Annotated in this window: 20 protein-coding genes; 8 read left to right on the top strand and 12 right to left on the bottom strand. The window is 70.5% G+C overall.

The window, feature by feature from the left end; genetic code table 11:
• Positions 1-29 precede the first annotated feature (29 nt).
• Together ACIP79_RS33375 and ACIP79_RS33370 are read left to right on the top strand one after the other, a co-directional pair.
• Positions 30-1022, top strand: a complete 993-nt coding sequence (locus tag ACIP79_RS33375) for a hypothetical protein (RefSeq protein ID WP_401229343.1) — start codon at positions 30-32, stop codon at positions 1020-1022.
• Between the two features lie 238 nt (positions 1023-1260).
• A complete protein-coding gene (locus tag ACIP79_RS33370) occupies positions 1261-1881 on the top strand; it encodes an HAD family hydrolase (RefSeq protein WP_401229341.1) in 621 nt (206 codons plus the stop codon).
• On the opposite strand, the gene ACIP79_RS33365 is transcribed toward ACIP79_RS33370, so the two are convergent.
• From ACIP79_RS33365 to ACIP79_RS33355, 3 genes are all read right to left on the bottom strand, one after another.
• Complete coding sequence (locus ACIP79_RS33365; protein WP_401229338.1) at positions 1854-2108, bottom strand: hypothetical protein; 255 nt, start codon at positions 2106-2108, stop codon at positions 1854-1856. The two genes, ACIP79_RS33370 and ACIP79_RS33365, sit on opposite strands and share 28 nt — an antisense overlap.
• 68 nt (positions 2109-2176) lie before the next feature.
• Positions 2177-3061, bottom strand: coding sequence for a helix-turn-helix transcriptional regulator (locus tag ACIP79_RS33360; RefSeq protein WP_401229702.1), 885 nt, complete (start codon positions 3059-3061; stop codon positions 2177-2179).
• 36 nt (positions 3062-3097) lie between these two features.
• On the bottom strand, positions 3098-3904 hold the full coding sequence (locus ACIP79_RS33355; protein ID WP_401229337.1) for an SDR family oxidoreductase: 807 nt from the start codon (positions 3902-3904) through the stop codon (positions 3098-3100).
• Positions 3905-4331: 427 nt separating this feature from the next.
• On the opposite strand from ACIP79_RS33355, the gene ACIP79_RS33350 reads away from it, so the two are divergent.
• The gene (locus tag ACIP79_RS33350) at positions 4332-4715 is read left to right on the top strand and encodes a cold-shock protein (RefSeq protein ID WP_365432565.1); all 384 of its coding nucleotides are present in this window, start codon (positions 4332-4334) and stop codon (positions 4713-4715) included.
• A 14-nt stretch (positions 4716-4729) separates the two neighbouring features.
• On the opposite strand, the gene ACIP79_RS33345 is transcribed toward ACIP79_RS33350, so the two are convergent.
• From ACIP79_RS33345 to ACIP79_RS33330, 4 genes are all read right to left on the bottom strand, one after another.
• Positions 4730-5584, bottom strand: coding sequence for a 1,4-dihydroxy-6-naphthoate synthase (locus tag ACIP79_RS33345; RefSeq protein ID WP_401229334.1), 855 nt, complete (start codon positions 5582-5584; stop codon positions 4730-4732).
• On the bottom strand, positions 5568-6341 hold the full coding sequence (locus ACIP79_RS33340) for a futalosine hydrolase (protein WP_401229331.1): 774 nt from the start codon (positions 6339-6341) through the stop codon (positions 5568-5570). Before ACIP79_RS33340 ends, ACIP79_RS33345 begins: the two co-directional genes overlap by 17 nt.
• Positions 6311-6784: a DUF2771 domain-containing protein gene (locus ACIP79_RS33335; RefSeq protein WP_401229329.1), complete on the bottom strand. Its 474-nt coding sequence runs from the start codon at positions 6782-6784 to the stop codon at positions 6311-6313. Before ACIP79_RS33335 ends, ACIP79_RS33340 begins: the two co-directional genes overlap by 31 nt.
• Positions 6785-7001: 217 nt before the next feature.
• Positions 7002-8426, bottom strand: coding sequence for an MFS transporter (locus tag ACIP79_RS33330; RefSeq protein WP_383677985.1), 1425 nt, complete (start codon positions 8424-8426; stop codon positions 7002-7004).
• Between the two features lie 512 nt (positions 8427-8938).
• Here ACIP79_RS33330 and ACIP79_RS33325 point away from each other — a divergent pair.
• Positions 8939-9865, top strand: a complete 927-nt coding sequence (locus tag ACIP79_RS33325; RefSeq protein WP_401229326.1) for a DUF3027 domain-containing protein — start codon at positions 8939-8941, stop codon at positions 9863-9865.
• A 22-nt stretch (positions 9866-9887) separates the two neighbouring features.
• Here the strand turns inward: ACIP79_RS33325 and ACIP79_RS33320 are convergent, their stop codons facing one another.
• The 3 genes from ACIP79_RS33320 to ACIP79_RS33310 all read right to left on the bottom strand — a co-directional run bounded on the left by ACIP79_RS33320 (position 9888) and on the right by ACIP79_RS33310 (position 12084).
• Positions 9888-10505: a Uma2 family endonuclease gene (locus tag ACIP79_RS33320; protein ID WP_401229325.1), complete on the bottom strand. Its 618-nt coding sequence runs from the start codon at positions 10503-10505 to the stop codon at positions 9888-9890.
• 49 nt (positions 10506-10554) lie between these two features.
• On the bottom strand, positions 10555-11400 hold the full coding sequence (locus tag ACIP79_RS33315; protein ID WP_401229322.1) for a helix-turn-helix domain-containing protein: 846 nt from the start codon (positions 11398-11400) through the stop codon (positions 10555-10557).
• A gap of 147 nt (positions 11401-11547) precedes the next feature.
• Positions 11548-12084, bottom strand: a complete 537-nt coding sequence (locus ACIP79_RS33310) for an ATP-binding protein (protein WP_401229320.1) — start codon at positions 12082-12084, stop codon at positions 11548-11550.
• A 153-nt stretch (positions 12085-12237) separates the two neighbouring features.
• On the opposite strand from ACIP79_RS33310, the gene ACIP79_RS33305 reads away from it, so the two are divergent.
• The 3 genes from ACIP79_RS33305 to ACIP79_RS33295 all read left to right on the top strand — a co-directional run bounded on the left by ACIP79_RS33305 (position 12238) and on the right by ACIP79_RS33295 (position 16761).
• The gene (locus tag ACIP79_RS33305) at positions 12238-13113 is read left to right on the top strand and encodes a helix-turn-helix domain-containing protein (protein ID WP_401229317.1); all 876 of its coding nucleotides are present in this window, start codon (positions 12238-12240) and stop codon (positions 13111-13113) included.
• Positions 13110-13394, top strand: coding sequence for a DUF397 domain-containing protein (locus ACIP79_RS33300; protein ID WP_401229314.1), 285 nt, complete (start codon positions 13110-13112; stop codon positions 13392-13394). Before ACIP79_RS33305 ends, ACIP79_RS33300 begins: the two co-directional genes overlap by 4 nt.
• Before the next feature lie 139 nt (positions 13395-13533).
• Positions 13534-16761 carry a sacsin N-terminal ATP-binding-like domain-containing protein gene (locus ACIP79_RS33295; RefSeq protein ID WP_401229312.1) on the top strand — a complete coding sequence of 1076 codons (3228 nt, stop codon included), beginning with the start codon at positions 13534-13536 and terminating at the stop codon, positions 16759-16761.
• Between the two features lie 59 nt (positions 16762-16820).
• On the opposite strand, the gene ACIP79_RS33290 is transcribed toward ACIP79_RS33295, so the two are convergent.
• Entirely contained in the window at positions 16821-17210 is a 390-nt protein-coding gene (locus ACIP79_RS33290) for a hypothetical protein (protein WP_401229309.1), read from the bottom strand.
• On the bottom strand, positions 17210-20743 hold the full coding sequence (locus ACIP79_RS33285; protein WP_401229306.1) for an ALF repeat-containing protein: 3534 nt from the start codon (positions 20741-20743) through the stop codon (positions 17210-17212). The genes ACIP79_RS33290 and ACIP79_RS33285 overlap by 1 nt, the downstream gene beginning before the upstream one ends.
• A 604-nt stretch (positions 20744-21347) precedes the next feature.
• Between ACIP79_RS33285 and ACIP79_RS33280 the strand changes: the two genes are divergently transcribed.
• Entirely contained in the window at positions 21348-21782 is a 435-nt protein-coding gene (locus ACIP79_RS33280; protein ID WP_401229304.1) for a hypothetical protein, read from the top strand.
• Positions 21783-21882: the final 100 nt, after the last annotated feature.

Below are 21882 nucleotides of genomic sequence, written 5' to 3'. Positions count from 1 at the left end.
TCCAACGCGTGCGCCCCGGAGGGGACTTCGTGGGGATTGAGAGCGACCAGCTGGTCTTCGACTACCTGAGCCGGGTCGGGGACCTGGCCCAGCAGCGCCAGGTGCCGTCCGCGACGCGCATGCGGCTCGTGTCGGAGCTGCGCAACGAGATCGACCGCCGCAGGGCCAAGGCGGTCGCCGACACCCCCGCCGCCGTCCGCCGCATCCTGGACCGGCTCGGCACCCCCGACGAGATCGTGGACGCCGCCGGCGGCGGCACTCCCGGCGAGGTGGCCGGCGGGACGGGCGGCTGGGCCGCCGTTCCCAGCCAGCGTCAGGCCGACGCGCCGCCGCCCCGCGCCAAGGGCCTGCGCCGTGTCGTCCCCAGGCCCCGGCCCGCGGCACAGGACACCGCCGAGGACGCGGACGCGCCGTCCCCGCCGCATCTCGCGAGCGCGAGCGAGCTGGGTGACAGCGCCATGCGGCCCGACTGGTGGCGGGTCGACAGCAGCCTCTTCGGGCCCGGGGAGAGCGTGCCCGGGTTCGTGGGCGGCGTGGAGATTCCCGAGCTGCTGAAGCCGCCGCCCGCCAAGGGTGAGGCGGTGCGTGAGGCCGAGGCCGTGGCCAAGGCCGATGTCGTGGACGCCGAGGAGGCGCCCGTCGTCGAGGCCCCCAAGCGCCGGCTCATGCGGCTTCCCCGGCTCGGCCGGTGGAGCAACCCCCTGCTCCTGCTGGCCGCCGCGCTCCTCGTCGCGGGCGCCGTCCTGGGCAACCTCTTCGCCCTCGTCCTCGGCTGGGTCATCGCCTACGCCTCCCGTCGGCTGACCCCCGCCGAGGTCAAGGGTGCCGTCCTCGTCGTGCCCGGTCTGGCGGCGGCGGGTGGCATCGGCTGGCTCTGGGGCCGTATGAACGGCCGCTGGGGTGATCCCGTCGCCGAGGGGCACCTGAACGACGCGATCGCCGAGACCTGGCCCTGGGTCGTCCGGGCCGCCGCCATCGGCTCGGCCCTGTACCTGGTCTGGCGCTCCCAACGCCGCCGCTGACCACCGGGTTTCCTCGCCCCCTCCGCCCCTACCCGTCCCGTTCCTGGGGGCTGCCGCCCCCAGACCCCCCCCTTTCGCGCTGACGCGCTCGTCCTCAAACGCCGGACGGGCTGAAAGAATTTCAGCCCTCCGGCGTTTGAGGAGCGGGGGTTCGGGGGCGGAGCCCCCGAGAGACGGGACGGGAAGGGGCGGAGGGGGCGAAAAAAGCACCGCTCCCGCCCCTGGGCACAATGACCCCATGACTCTCACCGTCGGCTTCGACCTGGACATGACGCTGATCGACTCCCGGCCCGGGATCCACGCCTGCTACCGGGCGCTCTCGGCACGGACGGGGACGTACATCGACTGTGACCTGGTCATCACGAGGCTGGGCCCCCCGCTGGAGGAGGAGCTCGTCAACTGGTTCCCGGCCACGGAGATCGCCACGGTGGCGGACACCTACCGCGAGATGTACCCGACGCACGCGATCACCCCCACCCCCGCCATGCCCGGCGCCCGCGAGGCCATCGCCGCGGTACACGCCTCCGGCGCCCGCGCGATCGTCGTCACGGCGAAGTGGGAACCCAACGCGAAACTGCACCTCAAGCACCTGGGCATCGACGCGGACGCGGTCGTCGGCAACCTGTGGGCGGAGCAGAAGGCGCAGGCACTGCGCGAACAGGGCGCGAGCGTGTACGTCGGCGACCACACCGGCGACGTACGCGGCGCCCGCACCGCACACGCGTACTCCGTCGCGGTGCCCACCGGCCCGTGCGACGCCGCCGAACTGCGCGCGGCCGGCGCGGACGTGGTGCTCGCCGACCTGACGGAGTTCCCGGCGTGGCTGACGGACTACCGCGAGGTGTCGGCGCGGGCCTGACGACGTCCCGCTGCGAGCGACTGGAACACCCCCGCTCCGGCGATCAGGAAGCCGACGCCCATCAGCATGCTCAATCCGAACATGTATGTCGGGAAAGGCGTCGTGTCGAGCAACAGCGGGGCCACGGTGACCAGAGTGGCCACGGCGCCGATGAAGAAGACGATGGCACCGGCACGGATCAGCCGGTCACCGGGTTCGGCGGAATTCGCTCGGGTTTTGTCACGCACCGGACCAGGGTAGTTCCCGGCGCGAGGGAACGATCCGGCGACTCGGACGGCTCCACTCCCAGTCCGGGCTATCCGTTGTGTGCTTCGAGTTCGGTCGCCGGCGTCTGCTGGGTGGCCGCCCACGACGCCAGGAGCGCCGAATTGTGGGCGGTCGGTGTGCCCGCGGGTGCGGTGTAGACGTTGAGGTGCAGGCCGGGTTCGGCGGGCAGTTGCAGGGACTCGACGTCCAGGTCGAGCCGGCCCACGATCGGATGGCGCAGACGCTTGCGGCCGGACCGGCGCAGCCGCACGTCCTGAGTCGCCCACCGCTGCCGAAACAGCTCACTGCACGTCGACAGTTCGCCGACCAGGGCGATCAGCTCCTCGTCGTGCGGATCGCGGCCGGCCTCCATGCGCAGCTTCGCGGCCACGTCACCGGCGATCTGGTCGTAGTCGACGAAGAAGTCTCTGGCCGCCTCGGGGTTCAGATAGATGAACCGCGCGGTGTTCGCGGGCCGTCGCGGGTCGGCCAGCACCGGTGAGAACAGCGCGCGGGCGAGGTGGTTCATGGCGAGCACGTCATAACGGCCGGTACCGATCCAGGCCGGGGCACCGGAGATCGCGTCGAGCACCTGCTGGAGCGTCGAGCGCACCGTCACGGCAGGCCTGCGCCGGCGTGTGCCGCTGGGCGCCCTGGATTCACGCGCGAGGTGGAACAGGTGGTCGCGCTCGGCCTCGTCGAGTTGCAGAGCGGAGGCCAACGCGTCGAGCACGCCGTCGGAGGCACCGGCGAGGCTGCCGCGCTCCATGCGCACGTAGTAGTCGACCGATACCCCCGCCAGTAGCGCCACCTCCTCGCGGCGCAGACCTTTGACCCGACGGTTGCCGCCGTAGGCGGGCAGGCCCGCACGCTCGGGTGCGATGCGGGCGCGACGCGAGCTGAGGAACTCCCGGATCTCGGTGCGTGGATCCATTGTGGCCATCCCCTCACCGTAATCCCGTCCCGCGGTCTAAGGAGTACCCGTCGCGGTCGTCGCGATGCCGCCGTCCACCGGGATGATGCTGCCCGTGAGATAGGCGCCGGCCCGGCCGGCGAGAAACACGGCGATACCTGCCATGTCGTCGTCGCGGCCGACCCGGCGCAAAGGGGCCGCCGCAGCGATCTTGTCGCCGATGGCGTCGAGCGTGGACGCCATCATCTGCGACGGGAACACCCCCGGTGCTATCGCGTTCACCGTGACGTGCTGTGGGCCCAGCTCTCTGGCAAGCACTCGGGTGAGTTGATGGAGTGCCGCTTTGCTGCTGGCGTACGAGTAGTTGGGCGACTGGGCGACGTGGATGGCGGCGATACTGCCGATGTTGATGATCCGCGCGGGATCATCGGCGGTGCCCGCCCTGCGAAGTGCGGGAAGGAGCGCCTGCACCAGCCGGAACGGCGCCTTGAGGTTGAGGTCGATCACTGAGTCCCAGGCCTCGTCCGGGAACGTCGCCAGCGGCTCGCGCCACATCGCTCCCGCGTTGTTGACGAGGATGTCCAGACGTTCCGAGTCGCCCTTGACGAGATCGGCGAGGCGCTGACACTCGTCGCGCCTGGACAGGTCGGCGGGGATGGCTTGAACATCGCCGAACCCGGACAGGAGATCCTGTGCCTCCGCGCACGCGTCTGCCTTGCGTGAGCTGATGACGACGCGGGCGCCCGCCTGGAGGAGGCCGCGCGCGATCATCATCCCGATGCCCTTGGTGCCGCCAGTGACAAGGGCGTACTTCCCACTCAGGTCGAAAAGTTCTGTGTGAGTGGTGAATTGGCTGGCCGCCATTGGTCTCCGTTCCTTCGGCCGTGAACGAATGCGCCGACACGGTCGCGCATTCGGGGCAGCTGAATTGAACTGATGGGGGTTTAGCCGCAGCGCGTGTCCATGGAGTTGTCCACGGAGTGTTGTCGGCGCTTTCGGCACAGCCAGGCTGGCAGGAGTTCTGGACGTCGGGGAGACCCTGGTGATACAGGTACTGCGAGATCCCCCCTGCCTCGCGTACGGCGCCGACAGCATGGACGACCTGGACCGGCGGCGGCACGGCGCGACGGCCCATCACACTCCCCACACCACTTTCAGCCTCCGCCGCCACAGCCAGGGCCCGAGTCTCGTTTTAAGGCGTATCTCGGTGGAGAGACCCCCGGTAAGGTGATTCGACGGCAGTTCAACGGCGTCCGGGTCCAGTCCGGGAGTGATCGAGGGAGCGTGTGCTTTGCCGACTGGCAAGGTCAAGTGGTTCAACAGCGAGAAGGGCTTCGGCTTTCTCTCCCGCGACGACGGCGGCGACGTCTTCGTTCATTCCTCGGTCCTGCCCGCCGGAGTCGAAGTCCTCAAGCCCGGCCAGCGCGTGGAGTTCGGCGTCGTCGCCGGCCAACGCGGTGACCAGGCACTTTCGGTGGTCCTCCTGGACCCGACACCCTCCGTCGCGGTCGCCCAGCGCCGCAAGCCGGACGAACTGGCCTCCATCGTCCAGGATCTGACGACCCTTCTCGAAAACATCACGCCAATGCTGGAGCGGGGCCGCTATCCCGACAAGGCCTCCGGCAGCAAGATCGCCGGCCTCCTGCGAGCGGTCGCCGACCAGCTCGACGTGTAGGCGGAATCCGGGTTCTACGGAAAGTTCAGCGCGTCCGGGGCCAGGGGCGGTACGAGCCCCTCGGCCGCCGCCCGGGTCAGCAGGCCCCGGATCGCCGCGTAACCGTCGTCGCCCAGATCGGCCGTGAACTCGTTCACGTACAGGCCGATGTGCTGGTCGGCGACGGCGGGATCCATCTCCTGGGCGTGTTCCAGGACGTAGGGACGGGAGATCTCCGGGTCGTCCCAGGCCATCCGGACCGACGTGCGGGCCGCGTTGGCGAGCGCGTTGAGCCGCTCCTCGCCCAGCGAGCGCTTCGCGATGATCGCGCCGAGCGGGATGGGCAGCCCGGTGGTCCGCTCCCAGTGCTCGCCCATGTCGGCGAGCTTGTGCAGCCCGTAGTTCTGGTAGGTGAAGCGGGCCTCGTGGATGACGAGTCCCGCGTCGACCTTCCCGTCCCGCACGGCGGGCATGATCTCGTGGAAGGGCATGACCACGATCTCGCCGACCCCGCCCGGAATGGTGTCCGCGGCCCACAGGCGGAAGAGCAGGTACGCCGTCGACCGCTCGCTCGGCACGGCGACCGTACGGCCGGTGAGGTCCGACCCCGGCTCCCGGGACAGCACCAGCGGCCCGCAGCCCCGGCCCAGCGCGCCCCCGCAGGGCAGCAGCGCGTACTCGTCGAGGACGTACGGCAGCACGGCGTACGACACCTTCAGTACGTCCAACTCGCCACGCTCGGCCATGCCGTTGGTGATGTCGATGTCCGCGAAGGTGACGTCGAGCGCGGGCGCGTCCGGCACGCGGCCGTGGGCCCAGGCGTCGAAGACGAAGGTGTCGTTCGGGCAGGGCGAGTACGCGATCCGCAGGGACTCAGTGGTTGCGTTCACAGGGCTCATGTGGGTTCCAACTCTCCAGTACGGGCGCGAGCTTCCCGAAGGCTTCGGTGAGTGCCGTGAGTGCTTCGCCGATGCGCCAGGCGGCGCGGTCGCGCGGGCCGACGGGATTGGAGACCGCGCGCAGCTCCAGCACGGGCACGCCGTGCGCGGCGGCGGCCTCGGCGACCCCGAAGCCCTCCATCGCCTCGGCGAGGGCGCGCGGGTGGCGGGCACGCAGTTCGGCGGCGCGGGCGGCGCTGCCGGTGACGGTGGACACGGTCAGGATCGTTCCGATGTGTCCTCCGGTGGCCGCCGCGAGCTCTCGTACGAGTGACTCTGGCGGACGATGGCTGACGACCCCGAAGCCGAGCTCGGTGACGGTCACGAAACCGTCCGCGGTCTCGGCGCCCAGATCCGCCACCGTGATCTCGTCGGCGACCACGAGGGAGCCGACGGGCGCGTCGGGCTGGAAACCGCCCGCGATGCCCGTCGAGACGACGAGGTCGTACGGGCTGTCCGCCAGGGCGGCCGCGGTGAGGGCGGCGGCGGTGGACGCGGCGGCGCGGGCGGGGCCGACGCCGGCGGCGAGCAGGTCGAGCGCGCCGCTCCGGTGCAGGACGGCCCCCGGGAGCGGGACCTCAAGGAGGGGCAGGGGCGCGAACGCCCGCGCCACCGCGTCCCGTTCGAGGGGGACGGCGGTGGCCGCGAGGACACGTGCCGCGGGTACGTAGGACGTGGTCAGGAGTCCTTCTTGAGCGTGAAGGACCACAGCCCGGTGACCGTGTCGTCGCCCTCCTTGATGGAGACCAGCGTGGAGTCGCCGCTCGCGCCGTACTGCGCGTTGAAGAACACGCTGCCCGGGATCGTGCGGTACGTCTTCTTGCTGGCGTCGGTCAGCGGCTGACCGTTCATCAGGATCGTCCAGCCCTTGTCCGCGATGTCGGGGTCCACACCGAACCGCACGGTCTCGTCGGGGTCGACCTTGATGGACTTGAGGTCCTTGGCCTTGAGGCACTTGGCCAGCTCAGCGGCCTTCACCTCCTTGCCGTCGTTGTAGCAGTCGGTCTCGGAGCTCACCGAGTTGTCGCCGACCGTGATGGTGGCCATCGGCGTCGGCTTGTCACAGGCGGACAGGGCGAGAATTCCGGCGGATACGGCTCCGACGGCGGCGACGGCGCGACGGCGGCGCGCGGCGCTGAATCCAGAGGTCATGGCCGAAGGTTATCCGGCGGGCCCACCGCTTCCCCCACGTGGGGTACGGCGTGCCGCCCCCGGACGAGGCACCTGGCGCGCCCGGACGAGGCACCTGGCCCACCCCCGGCCAGGAGGATACGGACGTGCCGGGTCCGTGGGTTCCGTGGGTTCCGTGGGTTCCGCGGCTCCGTGGGTACGCGGGCGCGACCACACCCGTACGGCCCGTTCGCCGCCGCTATTCCACCCGGGGACGCGGATGCCCCCCGTGCCGGGCCACCCCCACCAGCCCCCGCACGGTGCTGAGCCAGCCGACGGCGACGATCGCGGCGGCCACCGACAGGCCGAGCGTGCCGTTCAGGGGCAGCACCATGCCGATGCCGCCGCCGAGGACCCAGGCCATCTGGAGCAGGGTCTCCGAGCGTGCGAAGGCGGACGTACGGACGAGTTCGGGCACGTCGCGCTGGATCAGCGCGTCCAGGGACAGCTTGGCGAGGGCCTGCGCGAAGCCGGCGACGGCGGCCAGGCAGGCCACCACGACCGCGCCGAAGAACACCGCCGCGGTGATCGCGGCCCCCAGCACGAACGCGACGACCGTCACGATGATGATCTCGGGAGCACGCGATTTCAGCCAGGCTCCGACCGCCGTACCGAGCGCGTTGCCCGCGCCCGCCGAGACACCCACTATCGCCAGCGAGGCCGCCGCGCTCGCGCCCGCGAGGGGGTGCTCCCGCATCAGGAAGGCGAGGAAGAAGATCAGGAAGCCGGAGAGACAGCGCAGCGCGGCGTTCGCGCCGAGGGCGTGCGTGACGGCGGTGCCGACCGTACGCAGTCCGGGACGCGGCGTCTTCTTCAGGTGCGGCCCGTGCAGATGCTCGGGGTCCGCCGCCAGCAGCGCCTTGTCCTCGCCCTTGGCCGAGTCGACCTTGGGCGGCAGCGAGAACGACAGGAACATCCCCGCGATGAAGATCACGAAGGCGCCGTAGAGCGGATAGCGCGGGCCGAGTGCCTGGAGCCCCGCCCCGATGGGTGCGGCCACACCGGTGGCCAGCAGGCCGCCGAGGGTGACCCGTGAGTTCGCCTTGACCAGGGAGAACCCCGGTGGCAGCAGTCGTGGCACCACAGCGCTGCGCACCACCCCGTACGCCTTCGAGGACACCAGCACGCCCAGCGCGGCGGGATACAGCTCGATGCTGCCGGTCACCACCGCGCCCGACAGCAGCAGAGCCAGGAAGGCGCGGGCGAGCATCGCCGCCGCCATCGCGGCCCGGCGGCCGTGCGGGAGACGGTCCAGGAGCGGGCCGATCACCGGGGCGAGGAGCGTGAAGGGCGCCATGGTGATGGCGAGATAGAGCGCGACCCGGCCGCGGGCCTCGTCCGTGGGCACCGAGAAGAAGACGGTGGAGGCCAGGGCGACGGTGATCATGACGTCGCCCGCGCCGTTCACCCCGTGCAGTTCGATCAGTTTCCCGAGGCCCGACTCGCCCGCGCCGTGCGCGTGTGTCGCCTTGCGGATTCCGCGCGCCGTGCCTGTCACCGGGAAGTGCAGGGCACGGCCGACCGCGCGGACGGACCCGGTCACCCGGGCCGATCCACCACCTCGGCTACTCCCCTTGGCCCCACCGACCCCGGTGGCTCCGTGGGGCGTCCTTGCGGCTGCCACCCCGTCATAGTGCCCCGAGATCGGGGTGCGTAGTGCAGTTACCGCGCGTATGGGGGCTGAGTGGGGTGAGGGAGGGGAGGCGCGGGGGTGAGCGGCGCGCAGGGCGGCGCGTCCGTGATTCTCAGCGTTTTCCGTCACTTTCCAGCCGACAGTCACGGGCGGGTGGGCGGGAAAGATCGCCGCGGAGCGGCGGGGATCCGGCCGCGGAGCGGCGGGTGGCGGGGACCGCGGAGCGGCGAAAAACCGGGCGCGGAGTGCCGAAAAACCCGGCGCGGAGCGCCGAAGAGGCCCGCCGGTGTGGGCCCAGGGGCCAGGAGAAGGTAGCGTGCGTAGCGCGCCAGTGGCGATTGTTCTCGGCCGCGCGCCTCTCGGTCATCCCGCAGAATGGATGACGTAGGTGCGCCCGAGTGCGATCGGGCGCGGACGTCGACGCGGTCCCCCGGTCCGCTCCGTCCGCACCCCCGCCGTGGAATGGCGCACCCGTGAGACGGCGTAGGAGAGAAGCGATACCTGTGAGCGCAGCGACCACGCGAAGCCGCACCCCCGACCGCCTGTGTGCCGAGGCGATCGATCTCGCCCGCGCCGCCGCCGAGGAGGCCGCCGCCCCCGGCGTCGTCGGTGAGCATGTGGAGCTGGTCTCCGAGGGCGACCGTGTCGTCACGCACTTCTTCGAGTGCAAGGAGATGGGCTACCGCGGCTGGCGCTGGGCCGTCACCGTCGCCCGCGCCTCCCGCGCGAAGCTAGTCACCCTCAGCGAGACCGTGCTGCTGCCCGGCCCGGACTCCCTCCTGGCCCCCGAGTGGGTGCCGTGGAGCGAGCGGCTGCGCCCCGGTGACCTCGGCCCCGGTGACCTGCTGCCCACGGACGCCGAGGATCTGCGTCTGGAGCCCGGTTACACCGGCGAGGACGAGCCGCCGCCCAACTCGCCGCTCTCCGAGGAGATGGCCGAGCTGGTGGAGGCGGAGGACGCCGAGGTCTCGGGCGTGGCGCCCGCGGACCTGCTCCTCGCGCCGAGGCGCGGTTCGATCGCGTCCGTCGCCGAGGAACTGGGGCTGCGGCGTGCGCGAGTCCTGTCGCGGTACGGGCTGCACGTCGCGGCCGACCGCTGGGAGGAGTCGTACGGGCCGAAGACACCCATGGCGCAGGCGGCACCGGCGGCGTGCGTCAGCTGCGGGTTCCTCAACCGGATCGGCGGGTCGCTCGGTCAGGCGTTCGGAGTCTGCGCGAACGAGTTCTCACCGGCCGACGGTCACGTCGTTTCCCTCGCCTACGGCTGCGGCGGCCACTCGGAGGCCGCGGTCATGCCCGCACCGCCGCGTCCGGCACCGCACGTGATCGACGAGACCCGGGTGGACCCCTTCCCGCTCCGCCCGGCGGCGGACTCGGGGTCGGTGTCGGAGGACTCGGACGAGGCCGCGGCGGAGTTGGGCCACTCGTAGTCAGCTCCTGGTCAGTTCCTGATCAGCTCCTGCTGCCACCTTCGGCCTCGTCGGAGTAGCGAGGCAGGTCCTCCGTCGAGATGGTCCAGTCGCCGATGGTGACGTCCTCGCCGTAGACGAAGTCCTTGCGGGTGGCGTAGCGCGGGCCGGCGGGGGTGGAGTGGATGTCGGTGAGGACGGCGCCGGTGCCGGTGCGGGGGTCGAAGATCGCGTAGATCGGGATGCCGATCAGCGGGTAGTCGCGCACCTTGCCGACCCAGTCGTTGTCGGGGTTGGAGCGGGAGACGATCTCGACTGCGGCGATGAGCGTACGAGGGTCGAAGGAACCTTCTCCCTCCATGTCCACCTCGGCGATCACCATGATGTCGGGGCGGCGCATGATGCCTTCTGGCACTACTTCGACGTCGGGCTCGCCCGTGTGGGCCACGATCTCCTCCGGCATGACCTTCTCAAGGCTTTTGCGGAGACGCAGTGCGGTGAGTTCGTGCGGTCGGACCGGCGCCATCATGTCGAGGACGATCCCTTCCTTGGTGATCTCGAACTTGCCGGGGAGGGTGCCGTCCGTGGACTCCACGAAGTCCCGCATGGCCCGGTACAGGTGCGAGGCGCCCTGCTGGGCGTGGTCGGGGGCGATGGTCATGGCGTTCGCTCCTCGTCTGTGCCCAGGGGCAAGGATCGTCACGTTCATGTTAGGCGGCCTCCGGGAGATCGGATCGGCAGTGGTGGCAGCGGCCGGGGGTGGGGGAGCGGAACGCCCGGTCGCAGCCGTCGCAGTTCTGGAGTGGGTGCCGCACCTCCGGGTGTGGGTCCGGGGCCCGAAATGGCGGCGGCGGTGGCAGTTGGGCGGTCAGGCGGTGGGCCAGGAAGGCCGCCGGGCGGCGTAGGTCCTCGGGTGGCAGGTCCGCTGCCAGGGCGTGGCGTACGGCGGTGGGGGTGAGGTCGCGCTCCAGCCAGGCGGCGACGCCGGGAGCGAGGTGTTCGGCGTCGGTGGCCGAGAGGAGAAGGCGGGGGTCCTGGCGTCGGAGGCCGGCGAGGAGGTCGGTGGCCTGCTGGAGGAGGGTGGGGGAGGAGTAGGCAGGCCGCGGGACGGGTGGGAGCTTCCTGCGCGGTGGAGTGGCGTCCGGGCGTCTGCGCGGTGGCTTCGGGGCGTCGGCGGCCCGGTCGTGGTGTCCGGGCCGGTTGCAGGACACGGTCCGGGTGACGATGCGGCCGCCGGGAACGCGTTCGCGGGTGCGGCGCAGATAGCCGTGGGCTTCCAACTCCCGCAGGGCGGCGGCGATACGGGCCGGGCTCTCCGGGAAGCGGGCCGCGAGCGTCTTGATGTCGGCGGAGGCACCCGTGGGGAGGGACTGGATGTGGACGGCCAGTCCGATGGCGAGGCCCGACAACTCCGGGTGCTGGGCGAGGTGGTTGCCGATCACCGTGAAGCGTTCGGTGTGCCGGGCGTTGTCGTGAATCACACCGGAGTGGGGGTGATTCCGGGCCCGAGTACGGGACTGGGGGCGCGCGGGAGCGCTAGTGTTTTGCGTGTCCATCGGGAAGCGATCTCTTCCTTGGTGGTCAGGCCCTCGCATTGGGATGCCAGTCCCGGCGAGGGCCGTCGTATGTCTGCGGTTGTCCGTGCTTGTCGCGCTGAGCGTAGGGCAGGCAACTGGGCCCGAGCCCACCCGAGTTGGTGATGTTCACTCTCGCGAGTGAGTTTGCGTTGCGGGAGGGAGGGGTGAGGCTTGGTCAGGGTTCTTTCTCCCCGGTCCTTTGAAGAGACCGCCCACGTCACCGGAGCTCAGAGGACTGAGCTTCGGTGGTGGCGCTGCCGGGAGGGCGACTTCGGCCCACACGGTCTTGCGAGGATGCGGACCCGTGTTCGTGCCCCAGCGGTCGGCGAGGGCGTCCACGATGAGCAGCCCCCGGCCCGACTCCGCGTCGGCGGCGGCGGGGTGTTGAGCGTGCGGGGCACGGTCACCTCTCGTGTCCGTGACCTCGATACGCAGCGTGTCGCCGACGACGTAGAGCGTGAGCCGGAAGTCCCGGCCCGGGACCCGGCCGTGCGTGACCGCGTTCGCCGCCAACTCAGCCACGATGTGCGCCGCCGGGTCCAACGGGAGCCCCCAGTCCCGCATTTGCTCCGTGGCGAGCAGCCGGGCGAGCCGGGCGCCGCGTGGCGTCGCGGACAGGGGCACGCTGAAGTTACGGATGAGGGTGGAGGTTTCCTGATTCACGTCACTCAGCGTGGCCGCGCCTGCCTACCGTGAACAGTGACGACGCCGTTGCGTACGGTGACTGTCCGGAGCTTGTCCGGTGCTGTCCGGGCTGTCGGGGGCGGGCGTACGGGTAGGCCGTCGTGAGGCGTTGGGTACGGCGGAGGGGGCGGGATGTCGGTGGACGCGGGTGCGGGTCGGCTCAGGACCGAGGCGGACGAGCCGGGTTGGGAGGTGGACCCCGACGACGAATGGGGCGTCGCGGTCATCGCCACGGTGGGGCGGCAGCTCAGGCTGCGGCGCGAGGCGTCCGGGCTGCGGGCCGCCGAGTTCGGCGAGGCCGTCGGGTACGGGGAGGACCTCGTCTACAAGATCGAGGGCGGCAAGCGGATCCCCCGCCAGGAGTATCTGGACAGGGCGGACGAGGTGTTGGGGGCGGGGGGACTGATCTCGGCGACGTGGGAGGACGTGAAGAGGGTCCGGTATCCGAGGAAGGTGCGGGAGCTGGGGCAGTTGGAGGCCAAGGCGGTCGAGCTCCAGCTCTACGACCCGCTGAACATTCACGGGCTCTTGCAGACCCCGGAGTACGCACGCGGGTTGCTCCTCATGAGGCGTCCCGCGTACACCGAGGACGAGGTGGAGCGGTTCATCTCGGCACGGGTGGCCCGTAAGGCCGTATTCGAGCGGGACCCGGTGCCCGAACTCAGCTTCGTCCTGGAGGAGTGGGCCCTTCGACGTCCGCTCGGAGGACGCGAGGTGCTGCGCCGGCAGCTTGAACTCCTCCTGGAGACAGCGCAGTTGCGGAACGTCGAGCTTCAGGTGATGCCGATGGATCGCGAGGAGCACGCAGGAACGGACGGCGGCATCGAGGTGTTGAAGTTCGCCGACGGCGCCGCGGTGGGACGGTCACCGGTGGTGGCCGGTGGGCGGCCGGTCTCTGAGCCCAGGCAGCTCCGTATCCTTGAACTGCGGTATGGCATCATCCGGGCCCAAGCTCTCACGCCCCGTGAGTCGGCGGCCTTCATCGAACAACTGCTGGGGGAAAGATGATCCGTGACACCTCGGCCGGGGACGCCTCCGATCTCGCGTGGTTCAAGAGCAGCTACAGCAGCAGCAGCGAGGGTGACTCTTGCGTGGAGATCGCGCTGGACTGGTTCAAGAGCAGCTACAGCAGTGGCAGTGAGGGCGATTCCTGCGTCGAAGTCGCGGTAGCCCCCCGAACCATCCACGTCCGTGATTCCAAGTGCACCGGCACCGGTCCCCGGCTCGCGCTCACGCCGCAGGCCTGGGCCGACTTCGTGCCGTACGTGTCCGGGGCGCCCCGGATCTGACCCGCCCCCGGCGTTCGCGGGAACGCGGAGGGGGTTTTCGGGGGCCGCCCGCTTGCGGGGCGGCATCGGCGTGGGTGGGCGGGGCACCCGGAGTCCGTCGCGCGGTACCTTCATCGTCACGCCGATGAGGAGAACCAACGTGAGCAAGTTCGTGCGGCCCGCAACCGAGGGCACCGACCCGTTCGGGACCGCCCGTCTCAGGCGGGGTGTGCTGGACGCCTGGGCGACCAGCCCGGCGCGGTTCCGCGAGGACGCCAACGCCGAGGAGGACCTCGTACTCGGCGGATACCGGGACCGCCTGGTCGTCGAACTCGCTCAGAACGCCGCCGACGCCGCCGCCAGGTCCGACACCCCCGGCCGTCTCCGGCTCACTCTCCGTGACGGCGCGCTCGTTGCGGCGAACACCGGCGCTCCCCTCGACGCGACCGGCGTCGAGTCGCTCTCCACTCTGCGCGCCTCCGCGAAGCGGGACACGCACTCCGCCGATACCGCCGTCGGCCGTTTCGGCGTTGGCTTTGCGGCGGTCCTCGCGGTGACCGACGAGCCCGCCGTGGTGGGCCGGCACGGCGGCGTGCGCTGGTCCCTCGCCGAGGCCCGCGACCTGGCCTCCGAGACCGCGGGACACAGCCCCGGCCTGGGCGAGGAGATCCGCCGCCGCGACGGTCATGTGCCCCTGCTCAGGCTGCCGTTCGCCGCCGAGGGCACCGCCCCGGACTCGTACGACACCGCCGTGATCCTGCCCCTGCGGGACCCCGCCGCGCAGGATCTCGCCGAGCGCCTTCTCCAGAACATCGACGACGCGCTGCTCCTCGCGCTGCCCGGCCTCGAAGAGGTCGTCGTCGAGATTGGTGACGACGAAGTCCGTACGCTGCGCCGCCGCCCCGACGAGCACGGCGCCGTCATCGAGGACTCCCGCGACGGCACCACCCGCTGGCGCACCGTCTCCCGCCACGGCTCCCTCGAACCCGACCTGCTCGCCGACCGCCCCGTTGAGGAACGGCTGCGCCCGCACTGGTCGGTGACCTGGGCCGTCCCCGTGGACGCCGACGGCGCCCCGGCCCGCCCCCGCACCAGCCCCGTCGTGCACGCGCCCACGCCCAGTGACGAACCTCTGGGCGTACCCGCGCTGTTGATCGCCTCCCTGCCGCTGGACCCGACCCGCCGCCACGCCGCTCCCGGCCCCCTCACCGGCTTCATCGTGGAGCGCGCGGCGGACGCGTTCGCCGAACTGCTCGCCGCCTGGCGGCCGGTGGACACCGGGATCATCAACCTGGTGCCCGGTCCGCTCGGCAAGGGCGAACTGGACGGCTCCCTGCGGCAGGCGATCCTGGAACGGCTGCCGCGCACCGCGTTCCTGCCGCCCGCCGCCGCGCCGGGCGCCGCCCCGGAGACCCCCGCCGACTGGCCCGACACGGACATCGACCCCGGCATCGACACCGGTATCGGATCCGTGGAGAACCCGGCGGCCCTGCGTCCCCGTGACGCGGAGATCGTCGAGGGCGTCGGTGCCGAGACCGTCCGGGTGCTCGCCGAGGTGCTGCCCAGCCTGCTGCCCGGCGGGCTCGAACGCCGCGCGGAACTGCGCACGCTGGGCGTCGCCAGGGTCCCGCTCACCGAGGCCGTCGACCGGCTGGCCGGCCTGGAGAAGGACCCGGTCTGGTGGCGGCGGCTGTACGACAGCCTCGCCGGTGTCGACCCCGACCGGCTCTCCGGACTGCCCGTGCCGCTCGCCGGCGGCACCTCGCAGGCGTTCGGTTCCGGGGGAGGACGTACGACCATCGGCCCCCGGCACGTGCTGCTGCCGCTGCCCGGCGACACCGAGTCCGCCGCGGCGCCCGAGACCCTCGCCCGCCTGGGGCTGAAGGTCGCCCACCCGGACGCCGCCCACCCGCTCCTGGAGAAGCTCGGCGCCCTCCCGGCCACCCCCCGCGCGGTCCTCACCACCCCGCAGGTGCGTGCCGCCGTCGCCGCCTCGCTCGACGACGAGGGCGGAGTCTGGGACGACGACGCCCCGGACGCCGAGGAGTTGGCCGACACCGTCCTCGCGCTCGTGCGCGCCGCGGCTCTCGAACCGGGCGACGAACCCTGGCTCGGCGCCCTCGCCCTCCCCGACGAGGAGGGCGAGTTGGTGCCCGCGGGCGAACTGGTTCTGCCCGGCAGCCCGTTCGCCCAGGTCATGCGCGAGGACGAACTCGCCTTCGTGGACGCCGAACTGGCCGACCGCTGGGGCGAGCAGCCGCTGGCCGCCTGTGGAGTCCTCGCGAACTTCGCCCTCGTACGCGCCACCGACGTCGTCCTCGACCCGGACGAACTGGAGCCGCGCGACTCCGACTTCGCCGAGCCGGACGACGCGGGTCTCCTCGACGCCGTGGACGTCTGGAGCGAGGACGTCCTCGACCGGCTGCCCGACACGCCCGTGCCGCCCGTCGCCACCGAGATCGTCGCCGTACGGGACCTGGATCTCGTGGACGACGAACGCTGGCCGCAGGCGCTCGCCCTGCTGTCCAGGCCGCCACTGCGGGACGCCCTCACCCAGCCGGTGCGGCTGCTGCTCCCGGACGGGACGCACGAGACCGTACGGTCCTACACCGCCTGGTGGTTGCGTGGGCACCCCGTCCTGGACGGCCGTCGCCCGGCCGGCCTGCGGTCCGCCGGCGGCGACCCGCTCCTTCACGGGCTCTACGACGCCGCCGACGCGAGCGGCTTCGAGGACGAGCAGGTGCTGCGGGCACTGGGCGTACGGACCTCGCTGGCCGCGCTCCTCGACGAGCCCGGCGGCGCGGCCGAACTCCTGGACCGCCTCGCCGACCCCGACCGCGAGGTGTCCGGCGCCCAACTGCACGCCCTCTACAGCGCCCTGGCCGACCTCGATCCGGAGCAGGTGACCCTGCCGGACGAGTTGCGGGCGGTGGTCGACGGTCGGGTGACCGTCGTGGACGCGGCCGACGCCGTGGTCGTCGACTCACCCGACCTGCTCCCCTTCACCGGCGGCGTGCCACTGCTCCCGGTCCGGCCCGCCCGCGCCGCCGAACTCGCCGAGCTGTTCCAGGTACGGCGGCTCAGCGAGTCGGTGACGGGCGAGGTCGACTCCGAGGGCGTCGAGCACGACGTACCGGAGCCGGTACGGGTACTGCTCGGTCCCGGCACCCCTTCGACATACATCGAGCACGAGGAACTCGTCGTAGACGGAGTCGAGTTGGACTGGCGCCGCACCCGCGACGGCGTACTCCACGCCGCCACCCTGGAGGGCGTAGCCGCCGCCCTGGCCTGGACCGCCGCCCAGTGGCCCCGCCGCTTCGAGGTCGCCGCCCTCCTGGAGGACCCGTCCCGCACGGAGGAACTGGAACGGGACCGCTGGTTCGACTGAGAGCTGTACGGATGAGAGGCCGCCCCATCGCTGAGATGCCGGTGGGGCGGCTCTTTCGTCTATTCCCAGAGATGCTTGGACATCGCTGCGTACCGCGTGTACATCCGTCCCAGATCCTGGGGATCGTTCCGCACGTCCAGGAACTCAAGGAGAAGCGCGAACAGATGCTCCACGGCTTGGCGGTGCTGGTCCGGGGTCAGGTGGTCTGTTCGCTTCCAGTCGTTGAGGCGCATGTCGGGGAACAGGTCCAGGAGGACGAGCTGATGCCAGTAGGCGCTGCTGCGCTCGTTCTGGCGGACGACCAGCCACTCGATGAAGCCGCGCAGCAGTCCGTTCGACCTGCCGACGTCGAGTCCCATGAGGAACATGACCGTCGGGTAGTAGGTGCCGTTCAGGCCGTATTCCTCATAATGATCACGGATATCCTGAATGGTCTGCTTGTCGGTCATTAGTCTCCGAACCCGAAATTGATGTTGTCGTGGTTGGACCACTGCGCCTTGTACTCGGCGATTGTGTCGCCGCCCCGTCCGGTCCAGGCGTCATAGACCCGACCGTTAAGGACCACGACCACGTGGTGGTACCAGCCCGCGTCCACCCCTCGGTACCGGGGAAGTATTCTTTGGGTCACCGGCTTGATGGTGACGATCTCGCCGTCTCCGAGGCTCTTCCTGATCTTATCGGCACATACTTCGCAGCCAAAGGAGTCCTTGATTTCGTCAACACTTCGAGGCAGCCCCGGAACATCGTGCTCCCCACAAGGCACCCCGCTCGACGCGGCCACCGCACTCGTGGTGAAGCTCGCCGGGATCGTCGTGGTCAGCGATGCCCCGTCTACGACTTTGCAGCCGCGCTTCAGCAGCTTCAGCTCGTCATACGCCCGCTCCAGCGACTTGAGTTTGCTGCTGAGGAGGGCGTCGACGGCAAGACTCTTGCAACTGTCGAAGTCCTTGTTCTGCAAGCACTTCTCGAGTTCGCCGAGGCCCAGGAGCTCCTTCTCGATGTTCCAGAGGTCCTCCATGGCGTCGCCGAATTCCTTGCCGTGCGCCACGATGTCGCAGTAGACCTCCTGGTGCTGGCACCAGCGGGCGAAGCCCTGCGGGTCACACGGGATGTACCCCTGCTGGCAGCGGTACATTTCGGCGGCGCTGGGCCCGTTCTCGGCCTCCTCCTTGGCCTTGACGGCGGCCTTGCGCCGCGCCTCTTCCTCCTCGCGGTACTTCTTGACCGCGACGGTGAAGGCGTTGGTGGCCGCCTCGAGCGCGGCGGCGGCATCCTTGCCCGCCGCGACCGCTGATTCGCGGGCGTCCTCGGCGTAGTACGCCGCGTTGGACGCGGAAGCCTGTGCCGCCTCGGAGGAGAGCGTGGCATCTGCAGCGGACCGGGCCGCGTTGGCGGCGGAGACGTCCGCGCGGTTCGCGGCGTCCCGTGCCGTCTTGGCCGATGCGGCGGCCTGGGCCGCGGATGCCTCGGCGTCCTTCGCGTACTGGTCGGCCTGCTCGGCGTAGTCCTCGGCCTCGGCCGCGGAGGCGTTGGCCTTCTGGGCCCACTGATTGGCCTCGGCGGCCGCCTTGCGAGCGGTGGCGGCGACCTTCTGAGCGGTTGCCGCGTTCTGCTGGGCGGTGGCCGCGATCTTCGCCGCGTCGGAGATCAGCTTCTGGACCTGGGCCGTGTGGGTGGCGGCCAGGTAGTCCTTGCGCTGCGCCTTGTACTGGCCGACGGCAACGAATGCGTGCAGCGCCTGGGGCGAGCCTTCCAGGGCGACCCGGGCCGCCGACCTCACCTCAGGGCTGCCACTGCCGATCAGCTGCACGGCCTTGACCCGCTCGTCCTGGGTCCGTGCGCTGTACTGCGTTCCGACCAGGAACTCGCTGTATTTCTTCGGATCGTTCGTGGCGAGGGCTTTGCGGCCGGCCTCTACGAGGATGGGACCGGCATCGGCGAGAACCTGCGCGATGGCGATGCGCATGCCCTGAGCGCCGACCTGGTACTGACCGTTGTCGACGAACTCGCTGATGGCGGTGGCGTCCCCGTCGAGGGCGACCTCGGCCGCGTCGCGCACGGCCTTGTCCGCGCTCTCTTCGGCGAGACGTTCGACGTAAGCGCGCTCGTCCTGCTCTTCGGCGGTCTTCCAGCCATTACGGAGGTAGTCGAGGACGACCTCGTCGGGTCCACTCAGAGCGGCCTCGGCCGCGCCACGGCCCCACGCCGTGCCGTTCTTCATCACCAGGACGGCCAAGTCCCGGCCCTGGTCGGCGACGGCCGCGAGGTCGGCGCCGGGCTTCGCTGCCTCGGCGACCAGTCGGTCCCGTTCGACGTTCCGGTCGTTCGTGCCCTTCTCACGCTCGGTTTGCGCAGCGACGCGGGCATCGTTCGCGGCCTTGTCGTCCTTGGACCGCTCTACGCCCTCATTGGTTCGGACCAGTAGTTCCTCGGTCTCGACCTCACGGGAGAGGGTGTAGATCTCCTGGGCCTTGACCACGGCGGCGGAGGCCGCGTTCGCGGCAGTGCTGGCGGCGCCCGCGTGCTGGGTGGACCTGGTGGCGGCTTGTGCCGAATCACCCGCGTGATCGGCGGCGTCTCTGGCGGCTGCTGCGGCGTTCTTCGCATGCGTGGCTGCTGACCTGGCGGCATCCCGTGCCTCACGGGCCGCGGTGGCTGCCTTGCGGGCCAGGCTCTCGGCCGCGGCCGCGGCTCGGTTGGCTTCGCTCGCATGGCGCTTGGCTGTCGCCGCCGCGGCACGCGCCTCGGCAGCTGCGGAACTCGACTGACCGGCGTAGTTACCGGCTTCGATCGCGGCGTCGGCGGCTGCGTTCGCATTGGCGCCTGCGCTCGCCGCCGAGTGGGCGGCGTCGCCTGCCGCGTCGGCAGCCTTGGCCGCCTCGTCGGCCGCGTCCGCGGCCAGGGTGGCTCCTGCGGCGGCCTTGTCGGCGTCCTCGGCCGCGGCACGGGCCGCGTTCGCATTCTTGGCGTCGACCGCGGCGTCCGCGGACGCGTTGCGGGCACGCGAGGCAGCCTGGGAGGCACCGGCCGCTGCGGCAGCCGCTTGAGCGGCCGCGTTGGCAGCCACACGTGCTGAGTTGTTCGCGGCACTGGCCGCGTCGATCGCGCGTTGCGCAGAGGCGGCGGCCTGGGACGCCGCGGTAGCGGCCCGCTTGGCGGCGCGGGCGGCCTTGTCGGTGTCGTCCTTGGCGGCCTTGGCCTCTGCCTCGGCTTCCTGCGCGGCTGCCTTGGCCAGCTCCGAGGCCTTCACGGCCTTCGCGGACTCTGTCTTGGCGGCGGCGGTCTGCTCGGCGGCCTGCCGTCCCGCTTCCTTTGCCTGCGCGGCGAGTTCGGCGACGGTGGCGTGTTCCTGGTCCTTGGCCCGTGCTACGAACTGTCCGACCTCGAGAAACTCCCGGATGTCCGTGGCGGTGCCGCTGATAGCGATGCGCCCAGCCGCTCGCACGTTGGTGCCGCCCACGCTGATGATCTGCGTGAGCTGGACACGTGCGTCCTGCTCACCCTGGAAGTACCGGCCCTCCGCCAGGAACTTCCTGACGTCTTCGGCCGTGCCGTTCAGCGCGGCCCTTCCGGCGTCCTGGACGTTCGGCCCGCTGGTGTCGATGATCTGGGCGACGCGGATCCGGTTGTCCTGCCGCATCGGGGCTTCCCAGCCCCAGCTGACGAAGGCCTGCAACTCCTCCGGGGTTCCGGAGAGCGCCCCACGAGCCGCAGTCAGCAGTTCCGGGCCCCCGACAGAAGCCAGTTGGACTGCCGTCACCCGCTCGTCCTGGAAAGCCAAGCCGTCCGCAACGGCGAGGAAGTTCTGTACATCGGTGTCGCTGCCGGTCAGTGCCGCTTCGGCGGCTGCCCTGACGCCGGGACCGCCTGCCCTCCAGTAATCGACAACCAGGCCACGGTCCGCGGCTGTGACCACAGCCTGGTTGGCACCCCGGACACTTGCCTGCGAGCTGTAGGCGGCCTCGGCCGGCGCAGCGCCCAACAGGCCGACGGCGAGGGCGAGCGGTAACAGACTCAGTACAGCCCTCCGCAGGACACCTGTCGTTTTCCCCGCGGTATCGAGCTGGTCAGTTCTTCGATTCACTGAACACCCGTCTCGGTAATCGGCGGCGACCCGTGAAAGGCAAGTCGCCGAATGTCGACGGGTAAGCATAGCTTTTATTATTCGTTGCGCGAGCGGATATTTGATCGTGCACAGTTGAGGTGATATGGGGTTTTTGGGAAGGCTTGAATGGCTCTTTTGGGGTGGCCGGTAAATACCTGTTGACGCTGACTAGGGCTATGCATACGCTATGCCTTGACTTTTCCCGGTGATGTTGGCCTGACCAGCGCATATCTCTTCCGGGCCTACTCTTTTGGGGGTGAGTGAAGGCCTGGACGTACGCTCGCGCGGCTGGCTGATCGGGGCGTATATGGCGACCGAGAGTGGTCGCGCCCTTGCGTTTTCTGCCTTCCAGTAAACATCCTGGCGGGGGCCTTGCGATGCGAGGAGCCGTGCCGGAAAGGATCTCCTGATGCCTTTTCATGCTCGAAAACTAATGGTCTCCGGAATCGTGGCAGCGTGTGCCACGCTAACGGGAATTTCTGTGGCCTCTGCCGATGACCCGCCGCAGTCCCAGGTGGACGAGAATCCGCCTGCCGCGGTCGAGGAATACGGTTATCCCGGGGCAGATCGAATTCTGGCCGACGAAGGAATCAAGTTGAAGAAGGGCGACGGACGCATCCTGCTGGTCGACTGCGACCAGGCTGCTCAGCAGATCCGCGTGCTGAGTGTCGGGGACCCCACCGTTGGCCGCAAGGACGTGTACTGCTTCAAGGCCCTTGGCGAAACCGGCCGACTCACGCTGGAACTCCCCAGAGTGATCGCCGTGGAGACCATGGACCATCCGGTCCGAGCCGACCTCACGGCCAACGGCGAGACCACGTCGGTCATTGTCGAGAAGGATGGATGGGCTTCTGTCGGTGAAGGGGTCTTCGGGGGCGCCAGGGCGGTACTCGTCGAACTCATAGTGACCGGCTGACCTTGCTCGATCCACCGGTCGGTCCCGGCCTCGTTGCCGTACATCGACGGTGGGAGGCGCCCTTCCCTCCTCTCTTTGCGGGGCCTGTGCCCCGTCCGGA

It is taken from the genome of Streptomyces sp. NPDC088747 (assembly GCF_044751025.1).
Classification (GTDB): Bacteria; Actinomycetota; Actinomycetes; order Streptomycetales; family Streptomycetaceae; genus Streptomyces.
This window is presented reverse-complemented; position numbering and strand designations above follow the sequence as displayed.